Source organism: Derxia gummosa DSM 723 (assembly GCF_000482785.1).
Classification (GTDB): domain Bacteria; phylum Pseudomonadota; class Gammaproteobacteria; order Burkholderiales; family Burkholderiaceae_E; genus Derxia; species Derxia gummosa.
This window is the reverse complement of the sequence record NZ_AXWS01000007.1, coordinates 909,997-927,788: the sequence shown is the minus strand read 5'-3', so window position 1 is coordinate 927,788 and position 17,792 is coordinate 909,997. Positions and strand designations below refer to the sequence as shown.

The window sequence follows — 17,792 nt, the reverse complement described above, 5'->3', positions numbered from 1 at the left end:
CCGGGCACTGGGAGGGCGATATGGGAAGCTTGCTGGATCGATTCCACGAGTCGTATAGCGCGAAGCAGAGCGTCGAAATGACGCTGGAGGAGTATCTCCAGCTCTGCGCGCGCGATCCGATGGCCTATGCCTCGCCGGCCGAGCGCATGCTCGCGGCGATTGGCGAACCTGAAATCATCGATACGCGTGGCGATCCGCGCCTGTCGCGCATTTTCAGCAACCGGCCGCTGCGGCATTACCCGGCATTCGACGGCTTCTACGGAATGGAAAGCGCGATCGAGCAGATCGTCGCGCATTTCCGCCACGCGGCCCAGGGCCTGGAAGAAAAGAAGCAGGTGCTTTATCTGCTCGGCCCGGTCGGCAGCGCGAAAAGCTCGCTGGCTGAAAAGCTCAAGGTGCTGATGGAGAAATTCCCCATCTATGCGCTCAAGGGTTCGCCCATCAATGAATCCCCACTCGGCCTCTTCAATCCGATCGAATACGCCGAAGTGCTGGAGCAGGAATACAAGATTCCGCGCCGCTACCTGACCGGCATCAGCAGCCCCTGGGCGCAGAAGCGTCTGGCCGAATACGACGGCGATCTGCGCAAGTTCAAGGTCGTGCGCGTGCAGCCGTCGGTGCTCAACCAGATCGGCATTGCCAAGACCGAGCCGGGCGACGAGAACAACCAGGACATCTCGTCGCTGGTCGGCAAGGTCGATATCCGCAAGCTCAAGCTGTTTGCCCAGGACGATCCGGATGCCTACAGCTATTCGGGCGGCCTGTGCATCGCGAACCAGGGCATTCTCGAATTCGTCGAGATGTTCAAGGCGCCGATCAAGATGCTGCATCCGCTGCTGACGGCAACCCAGGAAGGCAATTTCAAGGGCACCGAAGGTTTCGGCGCGATCCCATTCCAGGGCGTGATCCTCGCGCACTCGAATGAAAGCGAATGGCAGAACTTCCGCAACAACAAGCACAACGAGGCATTCCTCGACCGGATCAACGTGGTCAAGGTGCCGTATTGCCTGCGCGTGACCGAGGAAGTGAAGATCTATCGCAAGCTGCTGGATCACAGCTCGCTCACCCAGGCGCCATGCGCGCCGGGCACGCTTGAAATGATGGCGCAATTCAGCGTCCTGACCCGCCTCGAAGATCCCGAGAATTCGAGCGTCTATTCGAAGATGCGCGTCTACGACGGCGAGAACATCAAGGACACCGATCCGCGCGCCAAGACGATCCAGGAATACCGTGATTTCGCCTCGCCTGACGAAGGCATGGCCGGCAGTTCGACACGCTATGCCTACAAGATCCTGTCGCAGGTCTTCAATTACGACACCCAGGAGATTGCCGCCAATCCGGTACACCTGATGTATGTGCTCGAACAGAAGATCGAGGCCGACAATCTGCCGGAGGAAACCAAGCGCAAGTACATTTCCTTCATCAAGGACTGGCTTGCGCCGCGCTATGCCGATTTCCTCACCAAGGAAATCCAGACTGCGTATCTGGAAACCTATTCGGAGTACGGTCAGAACCTGTTCGACCGTTATGTCACCTACGCGGATTACTGGGTGCAGAACCAGGATTACCGTGACCTCAATACGGGCGAGTCGTATGACCGCGCGATGCTGAATTCTGAACTCGAAAAGATCGAGAAGCCGGCCGGCATCAGCAATCCGAAGGATTTCCGGCAGGAAATCGTCAACTTCGTCCTCCGCGCGCGTGCCGCCAATGGTGGCAAGAATCCGGTGTGGACCTCCTACGAGAAACTGCGCGAAGTGATCGAGAAGCGCATGTTCTCGAATACCGAGGAGTTGCTGCCCGTCATCGCTTTCACGGCCAAGGGATCGGCCGAGGAGCAGAAGAAGCACGAATCCTTTGTCTCGCGCATGCTCTCCAAGGGCTATACCGAGAAACAGGTCCGTGTTCTTGTCGAATGGCACCAGCGCACCAAGAAAGCCAGCTGACGCGCCGCAGGGTGAGAGGCTTCGGCCTCGGGAGGACGAATGTCCAGCATCATCGACCGCCGCCCCAACGGGCGGCACAAGAATGCCGCGAATCGAGAGCGCTTCATCCGCCGTTATAAACAGCAGATCAAGCGCGCGATCGCCGACACCATTTCCGGACGCAGCATCAAGGACATGGACGGCGCAGCGGAAGTCACCATCGACGAGCGCGGCATCACCGAGCCGTCATTCCGCAATGGCCAGGGCGGCAACAACATCTGGGTGAATCCGGGCAACCGCAAATTCGTGCCCGGAGACGAGATCCCGAAGCCGAAGGAAGGTGGCGGGCAGGGCGGGCATGGCGGCGAAGGCGAGGACAGCTTCACCTTCACGCTGTCGCGCGAAGAATTCATGCAGTTGTTCTTCGACGATCTCGAATTGCCGAATCGCCTGCGAGAGGAGCTCGCGCAATCGCCGGAATTGAAATCACGCAATGCCGGTTATGCGCGCGAGGGTTCGCCGAGTCGCCTGTCGGTCATGCGCACGATGCGCCAGGCGTCGGCCCGCGCATTGGCGCTGTCGGACGATCCGGACGACGAGGAAAAGGAGCTCGAAGCCCTGCTGGCTGAGGCTCGCGCGCGCGGCGATTCGCTCGCGACCATTGCCGAGATCGAGCGCCAGTTGATGGCCTTGCAGGAAGTGCGGCTGGATCGCGTGCCCTATCTCGAAGAACTCGACCTTCGCTACCGCAATCGCACGACCTATCCGGCGCCGGCCTTCAAGGCGGTGATGTTCTGCCTGATGGACGTGTCCGGGTCGATGGACGAGCACAAGAAGGATCTGGCCAAGCGTTTCTTCACGCTGCTGCATCTGTTCCTGACTCGGAAATACGATCAGGTCGATCTCGTCTTCATCCGCCATACCGAAACGGCGCAGGAAGTGGACGAGCAGACTTTCTTCTTCGACCGGCAATCGGGCGGCACCCGCGTGGCGAGCGCGCTCGAACTGATGATCGACATCATGAAGGCCCGCTATTCGCGCGGCTGGAATGTGTACGCGGCCCAGGCTTCCGATGGCGATTGCCTCATGGATGATGGCGTGCGCTCGGTCGGCCTGCTGCAGAACGAGATCTTTCCGAAGCTGCGCTATTTCGCCTACATCGAAACACGCGACGAGGATGATTTCTCGATGCGGCCTACGGGCCTGTGGAGCGCCTATTCGCCGCTCGACGGTCGGCCGGTGTTCTCGATGCGACATGTGGCGGCGCCGAACGAGATCTATCCGGTGTTCCGCGGCCTATTCGAGAAGCGGGTGACCGAGAAGCGTTGAGCAGCCGTCGCCTTGCGGTGGCGGTATCGGGGCCGACGCGTGCCCTGATTGTGGGGAAATTGCGGCAGGGAACAGGAGCGGGCAATGGGCTATATCTCGACCGGCAGCGAATGGACTTTCGATCTCATCGCCGAATATGACCGGGCGATTGCCGACATCGCGATCAACGAGTTCAAGCTCGATGTCTATCGCAACCAGATCGAGGTGATCGGGTCGGAGCAGATGCTCGATGCCTATGCCTCGGCCGGCATGCCGGTGCATTACGCGCACTGGTCCTATGGCAAGGAACTGGTGCGAAACGAGCGCGCCTACAAGACCGGCCGTCAGGGTTTGGCTTACGAAATCGTCATCAATAGCGATCCCTGCATCGCCTATCTGATGGAAGAGAACACCATGCTCATGCAGGCGCTCGTGATCGCGCATGCAAGCTATGGGCACAACGCGGTGTTCAAGGGTAATTACCTGTTCCGGCAATGGACGCAGGCTGATGCCATTCTCGATTACCTGGTGTTCGCGCGCGATTACATCCGCAAATGCGAAGAGCGCTACGGCATCGATGCGGTGGAAGATGTGCTGGACGCCGCCCATGCCTTGCAGCATCACGGGGTGGATCGCTATCGGCGGCCGCCGCCGCTTTCGGCCGATGCCGAACGCCGGCGTCAGGACGAAGCCGATGAAACCCGTCGCCTGATGTATGACGATCTGATGGCGCGCACCACGCTCAAGCATGCGGCCGAAATCGAGGCCAAGCACGATCGCTATCCTCCCGAGCCCGAAGAGAATCTTCTCTATTTCATCGAGAAGAACGCACCGAAGCTGGCGACCTGGCAGCGGGAAGTGGTGCGCATCGTGCGAAAGATGGCCCAGTATTTCTATCCGCAGACGCAGACCCAGGTGCTGAATGAAGGCTATGCCACTTTCACGCATTACAACGTGCTGAACCGGATGCATGAAAAGGGGCTCATCAACGATGCCTACATGATGGAGTTCCTGCATTCGCACACCAATGTGGTGTTCCAGCGCCAGGATCCCGAAGGCCAGAAGATGTACCCGATCAATCCGTATGCGCTCGGATTTGCGATTTACCGCGACATCCAGCGCATCTGCCTCGAGCCCACGGAAGAGGACAAGCGCTGGTTTCCGGAATTTGCCGGCACCAAGGACTGGATCAAGGTGACGGACTTCGCGATGCGCAATTTCAAGGATGAATCCTTCATCCGGCAATTCCTGTCGCCCAATGTGATCCGCGAATTCCGCTTCTTCGCGGTGGAAGACAGCGTGAACAAGAGCGTCTACCGGGTCGATTCGATTCACAACGAGGACGGTTATCGGCGAGTGCGCAGCCTGCTGGCCGATCAATACGCACGAGAGAATCGCGTGCCCGACATCCAGGTCACGCAATACAACCGCTTGACCGATCGTTCGCTCACACTCACGCACACGCGCCAGAATCAGCGCCCGCTCGATGATGAAAGCGCCGGCAAGACGCTCGAATATCTGGCCAATCTCTGGGGATTTCCGGTGCGAATAGAATCGCGCGATCCGGGGTCCGAGGCACGAGTCGGACTGCTTACGCGTTCGCCGCGCGGATTGGCGGCGACGGCTTGAATCGAGGTGGGGATTGGTGCATTTGCAGCGGTATCTGGCGGCGGCGGGCGCGGTGGCGCTGTTGATCGCGCATCCGGCAGGGGTGGAAGCGGTATCCGATGCGCGTCACATGACAGCCACGGTGCGCAATCTGTATCTCGGCTATGCACGCAACCAGCCGCGTGACGTGCTTGGCGTCGATGCCGGTGCGGTGTTCGCGCCCGAGCTGCTGGCGCTGATCCGCGCCGATCGCGCGCTCGGCGGCGAGATGCTCGATTTCGATCCGTTCTGTGACTGCCGCGCGCCAGCGGTGAGTGGCGTCGCCTTTTCCAGCAAGCCGCCGGCGCCCGGCGACGTGAGCGGCGCGGTCACGGTCGATTTCCTGAATGCGGGCGAGCCGGCCAGCGTCACGCTCGACATGCGGCGCGGCGCCAATGGCGAATGGCGGGTGGCGGATGTACGCACCGCCTTGCGGCCGAGTTTGGTGGTGTGGCTCAGGCGCGGCCTCGGCCTGCGCGTCGCGCAGCAGCAGTAGTAACGGGGCGCGACGACACCCGTGGCAACGGGGTTTGGCACCACGCGCGCCTCCGCCGCGCGGCGCCCAGGCGCGCGCGACCTACTCCCGCCCGTCGAGCATCGGCGCGAGGCCCTGGGCGAGCGTGTCGCGCAGCAGCTTGACGCGCGCGCTGCCGCGCGTGCTGCGGTGCCCGACGATCCATACCGGCAGGCGCGTCGTGTAGTTGTCGGGCAGGGCGGGGAGCATGCCGTCGAAGCGTTCGGCGATGGCGCTGGGCGCGAAGGCGATGCCGAAGCCCGCGAGCGCCATCTGCCAGTTGGTGGCGCTGTCGTCGCAGCGGAAGCGGAAGAAGTTGCGCGTGACCTCGATGCCGGCATCGCGAAAGCCGCGGATCAGCAGGTCGGAGCGCTCGTAGCCGATCCAGTCGTATTCGTTCATGCGCGCCGGGTCGATGCGGCCTTCGTGGCGCGCGAGATAGTGGGCATGGGCGAAGGCGCGCACCTCCAGCGCGCCGAGATGGCGCGCGATGAGGTCGGCCTGCGTGGGCCGCGAATGGCGCAGCGCCAGATGGGCCTCGCCCTCGGCCATCTGCTCGATCGCGTCGCTGGCGACGATCTCGATCTCGATTTCCGGATGCGTGTGCAGCAGCGGCGCGAGCAGGCGCGGCAGCAGATAGGTGGCGGTGAGCTTGCTGGCGGTGAGGCGGATGGTGCCGGCGAGGCGGTCGGCGGTGCCGAGCAGATCGAGCGCGAGCGATTGCGCGGCGGCCTGCATGCGGCGCGCGCCTTCGAGCGCGATCTGGCCGGCTTCGGTGGTGGTGACGCCGCGCGCGTTGCGCACCAGCAGCTCGGCGCCGACGGCGGCTTCCAGCCGCGCGAGCGAGCGCGTGAGCGTGGGCTGGCTGATGCCGAGCCGTGTGGCGGCGGCGGTGAGCGAGCCGGCCTCGACGATGGCGAGCAGGCAGTGCAGCAGCGACCAGTCGAGCTCGTCGGCGCTGCCATTCATGGGTGAATGAAAGTCGTGCATGGCCACGCGATTCTGAATCGCAGCCGCCACGCCGGCCATGAAGGGAAGCCCCGAGTCCGGGGCTGGTCTTTCAAGGTACGTAGCGGATGCGCGTCTTGTCGTCGGGCTTGAGCGGCGACTTCGCGCGCAGGAAGGCGGCCAGCGCGTCGAGGTCGCCCGGGCCGGTCACGCGGTCGCGGCCTTCGCGCAGCAGCGCATGGCCGTCGCCGCCCTCCGCGAGGTAGTTGTTGACCGTGATGCGCAGCTTCGCGTCGGCCGCGATCGGCTTGCCGTCCAGGCGCAGTTCGTCGACGTGTTCGCCGTGCGGCGCCTGCTGGCGCCAGGTGTAGCTGAGGTTGGACGAGGGCTGGAGGAAGCGCGGCAGCGCGTCGCCGGGGCGCTGCTGGCTTTCGAGCAGCTCCTTCAGCTCGGCGCCGGTGAGCGTGAGGGTGACCAGCGTGTTGCCGAAGGGTTGGGCGACGAAGGCCTGACCGAAGGTGAGGCCGCAGCCGGGGCGGCCGCAGTCGAGGTCGGCGCGCACGCCGCCGCTGTTCATGAACGCGAGCTGGGCGCCCGCGTGCTCGCGCGTGGCGGCAAGCTGGGCATCGGCGATGAGGCGGCCGGCGGTCGAATCGCCCTTGTCGGCGCCGGCGCGGGTGAAGGCGCCGTCGAGCTTGCCGAGTTCGCGGTTGGCGCGCGGCGCGGCCAGTCGGGCATAGCGCTCGACGAGGGCGGCGACGTTCTTGTCGTCGCGCGCGCTGACGAGCACATGGCCGAGTTCGGGCGGCAGCGCGGCGGCGAGGCGGCGGCGCGCGTCCATGTCGGTCTGGCCGTTGACGACCGGCAGGTTGACGGCGCGCGTGCGCTCGCGGATCACGTCGCGCGAGCGCGGGTCGATGGCGAGGTCCACCACCGCCAGCCCGCGTCCGTAGGACGTGGCCTGCACGATGGGGCGGCCGTCCATCACGCAGGCATAGCCCTGATGGGTGTGGGCCGAGAAGATCGCATCGACCTGGGGCGCGATGCGCTTGGCCAGTTCGAAGATGCGCCCGCTCGCGCCGGGGCAGCCGGGATCGTTCCAGTCGCCGGGCAGGTCGTTGTCGCGCGCGAGTTCGCCGCCTTCGTGCAGCACCGCCACGATGGCCTCGACGCCGCGCCGGCGCAGCGCCGCGACGCGGGCGTTGATGGCGTCGGCTTCGTCGTCGAAGCTCAGGCCGGCGATGCCCGAGCGCATCACCATGCCCGGCGTGTCGCGGGTGGTCGCGCCGATGAAGCCGACCTTCACGCCGCCCACGGTGCGCACCACGTCGGCCGGCACCAGCGTGGCGCCGTCGGCGCGCTTCACGTTGGCCGACAGCCACGCGAACTTCGAGCCTTCGTAGTGGTGCAGGGCGCAGCTTTCGCTCGCCGAATGCGGCTCGTTGCCGCCGCAGCCGCCGCGCATCAGGCGTTGCAACTCGACGCGGCCGGCGTCGAATTCATGGTTGCCGAGCACGTTGAAATCGAGCCCGAGCTTGTTCATCACCTCGACGGTCGGCTCGTGCCGGTACAGCGTCGAGACCAGCGGCGCCGCGCCCACCAGGTCGCCGGCCGAGAAGAAGATGGTGTGCGGCGCGCCCACGCGCAGCTGCGTGACCATGCCGGCCAGCGCCGGCGCCCCGCCTGCGTTGAGCTTGAGCGGCTTGTCGCGCGCCTGCGGCTCGCGCACGGTCAGCGTGAGTCGGCCGGCTTCGAGGTTGCCGTGGAAGTCGTTGACCGCGACGAGTCGCAGAGGGATCGGCGCGTTGGGACTGGTCTTGGCCGTCGCGCCACTGGCGGCGGCGACGGAAGCGGAGGCGGGTGAGGGCGCGGTGGCGGCAAGGGCCGGGCCGCCGCCGGTCAGGACGCCCGCGGCGAGGGCAAGCGCGAGGAGATGAGGCGTTTTCATCCGACGGATGGTAAGCCCGCCCGATGAAGCGCCGATGCTCAGCGCGCCGCCAGACCGGCCGGCGTGGTGACGCCGTAGCGCATGAAGGTGAGATAGGCCGGCCGCCCCGGCAGATGCAGCGCCAGCTGCACGTCGCGCCCGGCGCCCACCGCCGAGCGCAGCCGGAAGTGCGCGCCCTCGCGCTCGAAGTGCAGCCAGCGGTCGCCGTCGATGAGGGCGACATCGTCGGCCTCGGGGGCGTTGAGTTCGAAGTCGTGCTCCGGCCCCGCCGCGAGCCGGCCATCGAGCGGCACGTGCAGGTCGCGTACCAGGCCGGCCGGCACGTCGAAGGCTTCGGCAAAGCCGTCGAAGCCGGGCGTCACCGCCCGCCCCAGCAGCAGGCCCGGCGCCACGCCGAACTCCACCAGCCGCTCGACCGGCGCGCTCAGGCGCTCGAACTGCTGCTTGCTGAAGCGCTGGCTGTAGAGGAAGTCGTCCTCGCGCGACGGGTAGTGGGTGAAGGCGAAGGCGTCGGGCTCGGCCAGGAACTCGAATTCGGAGAACTGCTTGTCGGCATGGCCGTCGGCATCGGCGGTGCCGGCGCCCCAGGTCGGATCGATGAAGCGCCATTGCCCGTCGATCTGCACCGCGATCCACGAGTGGTTGGGCGCGGGGATCTCGCGTCCCGGCTCGTGGCCCGGTTCCTTGGCATAGCCGCGGATGACGCGGGTGCGCACGCCCAGCTCGCGCGCCAGCTCGGTGTAGAGCTTGACGAAGCCGCCGCACACGGCCTTGCGGCTCGCGAGCACCTGGTCGGCCTCGACGAACTCGGCCTGGCGGTCGCGGTAGGCGATGGCGTCGTAGGTGATGCGGTCGCTGACCCAGCGGTAGGCGGCGCGCAGCCGTTCGGCATCGCTGCGCGCGGCCCGGCCGAGGTAGCGCGCGAGGCTGGACACGTCGCGCTCGTCGGCCGGGGCGGCGGCGAGGGCGTGACTGTCGATGGCCGTCCAGTCGCCGGCGCGCGCGACGGTGGCGCAGAACAGCAGGGTGACGCCGGCGGCGCGGCGCAGACGGGCGGCGGGCGGAACCGCGGCCAGGTGCCGCGCGACACGCGCGAGTGCGGCAAGTGCAAGGGGGCGCTGCATGGACCGGCTCCTCGTCATGGCGGGCCGATGGTGGCGGCCCGATGCCCGGCGGTGTAGCGCGCCCGGCTTTCACCCGAGATTGATGGGGGCATTTCCGTCATACCCGTTGTAGGGGCGATGTGCGAGATGACGGCCTGCCGGGTTGACGGCATGCCCGACGGCCGGCTTGAGCGGCGGCCGCGCGGTGTGCGCCGATGCGCGCTGCCCGCGCGCGCCGATGGCGGAAGATGGAGCCCATGACAGCCGCCTCCCAGTTCCGCCCCGACCAGCTTGCCCTCATCGAGGCCGCCCGCGCCGCGCGCGAACGGGCCCATGCGCCGTACTCGCGCTTTCGCGTCGGCGCGGCGCTGCTCGGCGCCGACGGGCGGGTGCACGCCGGCTGCAATGTGGAGAACGCGTCCTACGGCCTGTGCAACTGCGCCGAGCGCGGCGCCTTCTTCAACGCGATCGCGGCCGGCGCGCGGGCTGGCGACTTCATCCGGCTGGCGGTGATCGGCGCGACGCCGGGGCCGATCGCGCCCTGCGGCGCCTGTCGCCAGGTGATGCACGAGCTGGGCGGGCCCGGGCTGGAAGTGCTGCTCGCCAACCTCGACGGCGCGGTGGCGGTGACGACGGCCGGCGCGCTGCTGCCCGGCGCTTTCGATCCGGCGGCGCTCGGCGCGGCCGGGGCGCGCGGCGCGCCGGGCGATGCCGCGACGGGCGCGGGCGCCGACGCTCCCGCCGCGCGGCGCGACTGAGTCGATTGCCACGCCCGCGGTGGTGATGCCACCTGTGGGTGGCGATGCCGCCCGTAACCGCACATCCATGCCGAGTCGGCCCGCAAGCGCGGGCGCCCGTCACGTCGCCTGCGCTAGCATCGACCGCCCCTCCGCCGAGACCGAGACAGGAAGCGACCGCGATGCCAGAAGAACAAGACCGTCCGTCCCTGCCCGAAGCCGCCGCGCCGCCCGGCACGGCCGATGCCGCCGTATCGGCCCGGCCCGTCGCCGACTCCGCCGAGACCGTCGCGGCGCCGCCCGCCGGTGCCGCCGTGCCCGATGCCGCCAGGCCAGCCTCCGAAGCCGCCACCGAACCCGAGGAGCCGGCCCACGAACCCATGCCGCGCGACCCCGATGTCGCCCAGCGCGCGCTGGCCCAGGTCCAGCGCCTGCTGCACCGCCAGCACATCGTCCAGCAGATCACCGAGCGCCAGCATTTCGCCGAGGACGACGCGCGCCACGAACTCGTCTCGCGTCTCACCCACAAGCAGCACGAGGCCGAGCTGCGCGCCGTCATCGACGACCTGCACCCGGCCGACATCGCCTACGTGCTCGAAGCCCTGCCGCCCGACGACCGCGCCGAGGTCTGGGGCTTGGTCGCGCCCGAGGCCGATGCCGAAACCCTCGGCGAGGTGCTGCTCGAAGCCAGCGAGGCCGTGTGCGAATCGCTGGTCGAGGCGCTGTCGCACGAACGGCTGGTGCAGATCGCCGCCGCGCTCGACGCCGACCAGCTCGCCGACCTGGCGCCGCTGCTGCCCCAGGCCGTCATCGACGAGGTCACGCAAAGCCTCACCACCGAGGAGCGCGAGGACTTCCGCGCCGCGCTCAGCTTCGAGGAAGGCTCGGTCGGCGCGCGCATGGTGTTCGAGATGGTCACCATCCGCGACGACGTGACGCTGGAGACGGTGCTGCGCTACCTGCGCCTGTTCGACGAACTGCCCGACCACACCGACCAGGTGTTCGTCATCGACCGCGACGACCACCTCAAGGGCGCGCTCTCGCTCAACACCCTGCTCGTCAACGACCCCGACGCCACGGTGGCCGACCTGATGCAGACGGAGATCTTCACCCTGCACGCCGAGGACGACGCCAGCGATGCCGCCCAGGCCTTCGAGCGCTATGACTTCGTGTCGGCGCCCGTCATCGACCGGCGCGGCCGCCTGATCGGCCGGCTGACCGTGGCCGAGATTGTCGACGTCATCCGTGAGGAAACCGAGGAGCAGGTGCTTTCCGCCGCCGGTCTGCGCGAGGAGGAGGACATGTTCTCGTCGGTCTGGGAGTCTGCGAAGAATCGCTGGCTATGGCTGGGAATCAACATGGGTACCGCCTTCTTCGCGAGCCGCGTGATCGGCGCCTTCGAGGGCACGATCGAGCGCATCGTGGCGCTGGCCGCCCTCATGCCCATCGTGGCCGGCATCGCCGGCAACTCGGGCAACCAGACCATGACGCTGCTCATCCGCTCGATCGCGCTCGGCCAGATCACCCCCGCCAACGTGCGCCGGCTCATGCTCAAGGAGCTGGCCGTGGCGCTCGCCAACGGCGTGGTTTGGGGCACGGTGGCCGCCACCTTCGCGGTGCTGCTGTATTTCAGCGCGCCCTACGTGCTCAAGCTCGGCACCGTGATGTTCATGGCGATGGTGCTCAACATGCTGGTGGGCGCGGCCGTGGGCATGGCGGTGCCGATGCTGCTCAAGAAGCTCGGACGCGATCCGGCGATGGGCTCGTCGGTGCTGCTCACCTTCACGACCGATTCGGGCGGCTTTTTCATCTTCCTGGGGCTGGCCACGCTGTTCTTCAGCTGATGCCCTCCGGGGCATCACGAGGAACGGCATGCGCCGAATCGTTCGTCCGACCCTGATCGCTGTCGCGCTGGCCGGCCTGCTCGCCGGCTGCGGTGGCAGCTCCGCCGACAAGGCGCCCACGCAGACCGCCGCGCGCGTCAACGACAGCGAGATCTCGGTCCACCAGATCAACGACGTGCTCGCGGCCCAGGCCGGCCGCATCCCGCCCGACCAGACCGGCGTCGCCGCGCGCCGCGTGCTCGACGGCCTCGTGACCCAGGAACTGCTGGTGCAGCGCGCCAGGAAGGCCAAGCTCGACGACGACCCGCGCGTGCTGCGCGCCGTCGAGGCGGCGAAGCGCCAGATCCTCGCCAGCGCCTATCTCGAACAGCGCCGCGCGCTCGAGCACAAGCCCGACGACGCCGAGGTCAGCGCCTTCTACGACAAGAACCCGGCGGTGTTCCGCGACCGGCGCATCTATGCGCTGGACGAGTTCACCATCGAGCCGGCGCCCGGTCTGGGCGAGGCGCTCGATGCCTTCGTGGCGCGCAAGCCGGCGGCCGGCGCGATCGCCGACTGGCTGTCCGCGCGCGGCACGCCCTTCGCGCTGCGCAGCGCGAAGCGCCCGGCCGAGCAGCTGCCGGCCGCGATGCTCAACCGGCTGAAGGACATGCCGGCCGGCGAGAGCCAGGTGTTCTCCAACCCGCGCGCGCTCGTGGTGCTGAGGCTGACGGGCGCCACGCCGGCGCCGGTGTCGCTCGACCTGGCACGGCCGGCGATCGAACAGCTGCTACTGCGCGAGCGCGTGGCGCGGGTCGAGCAGCAGGAAGTCCGCGCGCTGCGCGACGGCGCGAAGATCGAATTCATGGGCGAGTTCGCCGACATGGGCCGGCGTCCGCCGGGCGTGGACGGCGCGCCCGGCGCGGCACCGGGCGGCGCCGCGACGCCGAGCCTCGGGGGCGCGAGCGAAATGCCGACCGGCTTCGGCGCCACGCCGGGCGAGGCGGGCGGCGCGGCCGGTGGCCTCGGCGCCGCGCCTGGCGGCACGGGCGCCGGCATGCCTGCCGCACCACTCGCGCCGACGGGCGCGATGCCCGCCATGCCCCCCGCGCCGGGCACCATGCCCCCAGCGGCCCAGCCCGGCCCGCGGCCATGAACGCCCCTCTGTCCGCCCCCAAGTCGCTGCCGTCCGCCACGCTGCTGCTGTTCGTGGTCGGACTGGTGGCGCTCTATGCGCCCAGCCTGCTCGACCTGTCGCGCACGCTCTGGCAGAGCAGCGAGCAGAGCCAGGGACCGCTGGTGCTGGCGGTGAGCGGCTGGCTGATCTGGCAGCGCTGGCAGACGCTGCCGCCCACCACCGGTCGGCGCGGCGTGACGGGCTGGTCGCTGCTCGCGCTCGGGCTGCTGATGTACGCGCTCGGGCGTTCTCAGGGCGTGCTGATGTTCGAGCTGGGCTCGCTCATCGTGATGGTGGCGGCCTCGATCGCCCTGCTGCGCGGCGCGCGCGCGCTGCCGCACTTCGCGTTCCCGCTCGTGTTCCTGCTGTTCATGATTCCGCTACCGGCCGCGGTGGTGGCCGCGCTCACGCAGCCGATGAAGGCGGCGGTGTCGGCCTCGGTGGTCGGGCTGCTCCAGCCGCTCGGTTATCCGATCGCGCGCTCGGGCGTGATCATCTCCATCGGCCAGTACGACCTGCTCGTGGCTGACGCCTGCGCGGGCTTGCAGACGCTGTTCTCGCTCGAATCGCTCGGGCTGCTGTATCTGGACCAGGTGCGGCATCCGCGTCTGGCGCGTGGCGTGATCCTGGCGCTGCTGGTGTTTCCGATCGGCTTCGTCGCCAATGTGGTGCGGGTGGCGGTGCTGGCGCTCATCACCTATCACCTGGGCGACGCGGCGGGGCAGGGTTTTCTGCACGGCTTCGCGGGCATCGTGCTGTTCCTGTGCGCGCTGGCGCTGATCATCGCGGCCGACGGTCTGCTGCGTCGCCTGCTGCCTGCGAAGGAGGCGCGATGAGCGCGCGGTTCGAGCGGCACGCGTCAACGGCGGCGCCGGCCGGCGCGCCCGCGCCCTGGCGGCCGCCGCTGCGGCGCGCGCTCGCGGCCTGCGCGCTGATGGTCGCGGCGGCCGTCGGCACGGCGCTGCTCACGCCCACGGTCAGGCGCGCCGACCTGATCGGCCCGCCCCGGCTCGAATCGGCGGTGCCGACGGCATTCGGCGACTGGCGGCTCGCGCCGGCGCCGGCCCAGGTGGTGAATCCGCCCGGCAAGTTCGCGCTCGACCAGATCTACGCCGAGGTGCTGTCGCGCACCTACGTCAACGCGCGCGGCGACCGCGTGATGCTCACGATCGCCTACGGCAACGACCAGCGCGACGGCCTCCAGATGCACTACCCCGAGGTCTGCTACCCGGCCCAGGGCTTCGACCTGCTGAGCGGACGCGACGGCATGCTCGACACGCCCGTCGGCCGCATCGCCGTGCGCCGGCTCGAAACCCTGCTGCGCGGCCGGCGCGCCGAGCCCGTCACCTACTGGACGACGGTGGGCGACAAGGTGGTGCGCGGCGGCATCGACAAGAAGCTGGCCGAGATGGGCTACGGCCTGCGCGGCGTGATTCCCGACGGGCTGCTGTTCCGCGTCTCGACCATCGACAACGACAGCGCCCATGCCTTCGAGGTGCAGCAGCGCTTCGTGATCGACCTGATCGGCGCGCTGCCGCCCGAGCAGCGCGCGCGGCTCGCGGGGCTCTGAGGGCGCGGCGTCGGCCATCGTCGCCTGGGCCGGCGCCGGGGTGCGGCCGGCCGCCCGTCGGCGGTTGCCGGCGCGGGGCCGGCGGTGGCGCGGGCGGGCCGGCACGCGGCATCCGGTTATCGGCTATCGGCCCGCCCAGTCCTACAAACTCGCCCGCTCGACCCTGACCGTGCCACCGCCGCGCGGACGACAGGGCGCCTCCACCCCCGTCGATACATTGGCCTCGCGGTCGCAGCCGAGACACGAATCCCGGCCGCCACCGTGATCGGCGCCGCGCGCGGCCCGATCCCCGTCAAGCGGATTCGGGAGAGCCACCAATGACAGCCACAAAACTCATCGCTCGCGGTCTCGTCGTCGCCATGCTCGGCACGGGCGCGGTACTCGCGACCGGCTGCGCTTCGTCGCCCACGTCGGAAAGCTTCGGCGAGCACATCGACGATTCGGTCATCACCACGAAGGTCAAGAACGCCTTCATCCAGGACAAGACCGTGAACGCCACCGACATCTCGGTCGAGACCTTCAAGGGCACGGTGCAGTTGAGCGGCTTCGCCAACAGCCAGGCCGAGATCGATCAGGCCGTGATGCTGGCCCGCCAGGTCAAGGGCGTGGTCGGCGTCAAGAACGACGTCCGGCTCAAGACCGCCGCGCGTTGATCCCCTTCGAAGTTCAACCCCCCAGCAAGGAGATGTATATGAACAGCGATCAGGTGAAGGGCCGTGTCGAAGAGGCCAAGGGCAAGGTCAAGGAAGGCGTCGGCAAGCTGACCGACAACGACCGGCTGCGTGCCGAGGGCAAGGCAGACCAGCTCGCCGGCAAGACGCAGGCCGGCTACGGCGACGCGAAGGAAAAGGTGAAGGACGCGATCGACCGTCATTGAGCGGATCGCGTCACGCCCGCGCCGCGCGGTGAAGCGGCGCATGCGGCCCGCCTGCGTCGATCGACGTGGGCGGGCCGCGCCGCGTTTGGGATGGTGGCCGATCGCCCTCGCGCGCCGCTCCGACGGGCGCGCCTCGCGCCGGTCGGCGCCGTCAGCCGCCCGTGCCGCGATCCGCCGGCCGTTCGAGGAGTTGCAGCAGCTGGCGCACGGTGAGCGGCTTGACCAGCAGCCGGCTCGCCGCATTGGCGGACGCCGCCTCGGCCTGGCGTGCGGTTGGCGTGATGAGCGCGATGCGCGGCGCCGGCCCGGGCCGTGCGGCGGCCAGCGCGCGGACGAACTCGGCCGGCCGCAGTCCGGCCAAGTGATCGGCCACGAGCACCACGTCGGGCTTGAGCAGGCGCGTGAGTTCGATGGCCTCCTCGCGCTGGTTCGCCACATGCAGCCGCACCGAGGGATAGGCCTCCAGCATCGCTTCCAGCTGCGCGATGTCGAGCACGTTGTCATCGAGGCAGAGCAGGGTGAGCGGGCCGGGATCGGCGGCGGGCCGGCGCTCGCCGCCCGCGCGGGCCAGTGGCCGGGGCAGCGGCAGCGCCAGGCTCAGGCACAGGCTGGCGTCGTCACGGCGGGCGTCGATGCGGCCGTTCATCATCACCGCCAGCCATTGCGCGATCGACAGGCCCAGCTCGCGCGGCGTATCGCCGCTCGGCATCGCGTCGGGGCGCGGCGCCAGCGAGGCGATGAGCTTGCCGACATGCTCGCGCGCGCTCTCGGTCACGGGATGGGTGATGTCGATGACGGCATGGCCGGCCGCGGCATCGACCCGGCAGCCCACGTCCACCACGCCGGCGTCGGCGCAGTCGCGCACCGCGTTCGACAGCAGGTGGATGAGGATTTCCTCCAGCCGCTCGCGGTCGGCCCAGGCGATGACGGCCGGACCGAGCGACTGGCGGATGCGCAGCTCGACATCGCGGCGCGTGAGTTCGGGATCGATGAGGTCGGTCGCGTCGCGCACGCAGCGCACGCAATCGACCTCGCTCCAGCGCAGCCGCAGCGTCGAGCGCTCGGTGCGCGCCAAGTCGACCGCCTGGTCGACCATGCCGAGCAGCTGGCGCGCCGATTGCGCCACCGCGCCCACCAGTTGGCGCGGCGTGCCGTGCAGCGCGAGGCTCGCGTCATGCCGCAGCAGCTCGACCGTGCCGATGATGGCGTTGAGCGGCGCGCGCATCTCGTGGCCGAGACGGGCGAGGAAGTCGGTCTTGGCGAGGCTGACGGCCTCGGCGTAGAGCATCGCGTGGCGCGCCTCGGCAGTGGCGCGGCCTTCGCCGATGTCGTGCAGCACGGTGATGAAGCGCTCGGTCATGCCGTCGCCGCCGGTAACGGGCTGGATGCTGAGCGAGGCCCAGTAGGTGCTGCCGTCGTGGCGGTGCGCGAGCAGTTCGACATGCTCGATCGGCAGGCCGGCGGCGAGCGTGATGTCGATGTCGGCAAGGGTGGCCGGATCGCTGCCCGGCCCGTTGATGAACATCGCCTGCGGCTGGCCGCTGGCGACCGCGCCGTCATGGCCGGTGATGCGCGCGAAGGCGCGGTTGGTCCAGATCACGCGGCGCTGGCGGTCGCTGATGATGACGGCGCCGTTGGTGAGGTCGGCCACTTGGGCCAGCTTGGCGTTGACGAGGTTGGTGGCGCGCAGCTCGCGGTTCTCGTGTTCGAGCTGGTCGATGCGCTCGCGCAGCCGGGCGCGTTCGAGCAGCAGCAGCAGGCAGTGACCGGGATGGCCGGGCAGGGCGCGCAGCCGCAGGTCGAAGGCGCTGCCGTCGCGCAGGCTGAAGTCGTCGAGGCTGATGTCGCCGCGTTCGCGAGCATGGTCGAGCGCGCGCTTGAGGACGCGGCCGAGCACCGGCGTGGCCGCGAGGCCGACGAGCTGGGCGCCGACCAGCCCCTGCGCGGCCGCGAGCGTCGCGCAGGCCGGATTGGCGGCGACGATGCAATCCTGGCTGTCGGCCAGCAGCGCCGGCCAGGGCAGGGCGGTGAACACCGTCGCCAGAGCGGCCGGCGGCGGCGGGTTGGCCGGCTCGTCCGGAGGCTTGCGTTGGGTGTGAGGCGGCATGGTGGGCGACGGGAGGCAATGGCAAGACCTAGCCTGCGGGCAACGCGCCGGATGCCGCGTTTTTTTACACGCCGCCCCGCGCTTATGCTCGGGCCGGCAGGCAGCTTT

Annotated in this window: 15 protein-coding genes; 11 read left to right on the top strand and 4 right to left on the bottom strand. The window is 68.7% G+C overall.

Annotated features, from left to right (window positions below; translation table 11 throughout):
* Positions 1-20 precede the first annotated feature (20 nt).
* The 4 genes from H566_RS0105215 to H566_RS0105200 all read left to right on the top strand — a co-directional run bounded on the left by H566_RS0105215 (position 21) and on the right by H566_RS0105200 (position 5,376).
* A complete protein-coding gene (locus tag H566_RS0105215; protein WP_028310608.1) occupies positions 21-1,946 on the top strand; it encodes a PrkA family serine protein kinase in 1,926 nt (641 codons plus the stop codon).
* Between the two features lie 39 nt (positions 1,947-1,985).
* Positions 1,986-3,254 carry a YeaH/YhbH family protein gene (locus H566_RS0105210; protein WP_028310607.1) on the top strand — a complete coding sequence of 423 codons (1,269 nt, stop codon included), beginning with the start codon at positions 1,986-1,988 and terminating at the stop codon, positions 3,252-3,254.
* A gap of 84 nt (positions 3,255-3,338) precedes the next feature.
* A complete protein-coding gene (locus tag H566_RS23050; protein WP_084544772.1) occupies positions 3,339-4,862 on the top strand; it encodes a SpoVR family protein in 1,524 nt (507 codons plus the stop codon).
* 109 nt (positions 4,863-4,971) lie between these two features.
* Positions 4,972-5,376 carry a YqhG/Tai3 family protein gene (locus tag H566_RS0105200; protein ID WP_034410509.1) on the top strand — a complete coding sequence of 135 codons (405 nt, stop codon included), beginning with the start codon at positions 4,972-4,974 and terminating at the stop codon, positions 5,374-5,376.
* Positions 5,377-5,457: 81 nt separating this feature from the next.
* On the opposite strand, the gene H566_RS0105195 is transcribed toward H566_RS0105200, so the two are convergent.
* From H566_RS0105195 to H566_RS0105185, 3 genes are all read right to left on the bottom strand, one after another.
* Positions 5,458-6,363 carry a LysR family transcriptional regulator gene (locus tag H566_RS0105195; protein ID WP_028310605.1) on the bottom strand — a complete coding sequence of 302 codons (906 nt, stop codon included), beginning with the start codon at positions 6,361-6,363 and terminating at the stop codon, positions 5,458-5,460.
* Between the two features lie 91 nt (positions 6,364-6,454).
* Complete coding sequence (locus H566_RS0105190; RefSeq protein ID WP_034410507.1) at positions 6,455-8,290, bottom strand: bifunctional metallophosphatase/5'-nucleotidase; 1,836 nt, start codon at positions 8,288-8,290, stop codon at positions 6,455-6,457.
* Positions 8,291-8,328: 38 nt separating this feature from the next.
* Positions 8,329-9,414 carry a transglutaminase domain-containing protein gene (locus tag H566_RS0105185; protein ID WP_028310603.1) on the bottom strand — a complete coding sequence of 362 codons (1,086 nt, stop codon included), beginning with the start codon at positions 9,412-9,414 and terminating at the stop codon, positions 8,329-8,331.
* 236 nt (positions 9,415-9,650) lie between these two features.
* On the opposite strand from H566_RS0105185, the gene H566_RS23045 reads away from it, so the two are divergent.
* The 7 genes from H566_RS23045 to H566_RS0105150 all read left to right on the top strand — a co-directional run bounded on the left by H566_RS23045 (position 9,651) and on the right by H566_RS0105150 (position 15,577).
* Positions 9,651-10,151 carry a cytidine deaminase gene (locus H566_RS23045; RefSeq protein WP_084544835.1) on the top strand — a complete coding sequence of 167 codons (501 nt, stop codon included), beginning with the start codon at positions 9,651-9,653 and terminating at the stop codon, positions 10,149-10,151.
* Between the two features lie 359 nt (positions 10,152-10,510).
* Positions 10,511-11,974 (top strand): magnesium transporter, encoded by a 1,464-nt coding sequence (gene mgtE / locus H566_RS0105175; protein WP_028310602.1) that lies wholly within the window; start codon positions 10,511-10,513, stop codon positions 11,972-11,974.
* A 28-nt stretch (positions 11,975-12,002) separates the two neighbouring features.
* The gene (locus tag H566_RS23040) at positions 12,003-13,109 is read left to right on the top strand and encodes an EpsD family peptidyl-prolyl cis-trans isomerase (protein ID WP_051378064.1); all 1,107 of its coding nucleotides are present in this window, start codon (positions 12,003-12,005) and stop codon (positions 13,107-13,109) included.
* Positions 13,106-13,966 carry an exosortase B gene (xrtB, locus tag H566_RS0105165; protein WP_028310601.1) on the top strand — a complete coding sequence of 287 codons (861 nt, stop codon included), beginning with the start codon at positions 13,106-13,108 and terminating at the stop codon, positions 13,964-13,966. The genes H566_RS23040 and xrtB overlap by 4 nt, the downstream gene beginning before the upstream one ends.
* Positions 13,963-14,700 carry an exosortase-associated protein EpsI, B-type gene (epsI, locus tag H566_RS0105160; RefSeq protein ID WP_084544768.1) on the top strand — a complete coding sequence of 246 codons (738 nt, stop codon included), beginning with the start codon at positions 13,963-13,965 and terminating at the stop codon, positions 14,698-14,700. The genes xrtB and epsI overlap by 4 nt, the downstream gene beginning before the upstream one ends.
* A 317-nt stretch (positions 14,701-15,017) precedes the next feature.
* A complete protein-coding gene (locus H566_RS0105155) occupies positions 15,018-15,353 on the top strand; it encodes a BON domain-containing protein (RefSeq protein ID WP_084544767.1) in 336 nt (111 codons plus the stop codon).
* 38 nt (positions 15,354-15,391) lie between these two features.
* Positions 15,392-15,577, top strand: coding sequence for a CsbD family protein (locus H566_RS0105150; RefSeq protein ID WP_028310598.1), 186 nt, complete (start codon positions 15,392-15,394; stop codon positions 15,575-15,577).
* A 151-nt stretch (positions 15,578-15,728) separates the two neighbouring features.
* On the opposite strand, the gene H566_RS0105145 is transcribed toward H566_RS0105150, so the two are convergent.
* Positions 15,729-17,684, bottom strand: coding sequence for a PAS domain-containing protein (locus H566_RS0105145; protein ID WP_028310597.1), 1,956 nt, complete (start codon positions 17,682-17,684; stop codon positions 15,729-15,731).
* Between the last annotated feature and the right edge of the window lie 108 nt (positions 17,685-17,792).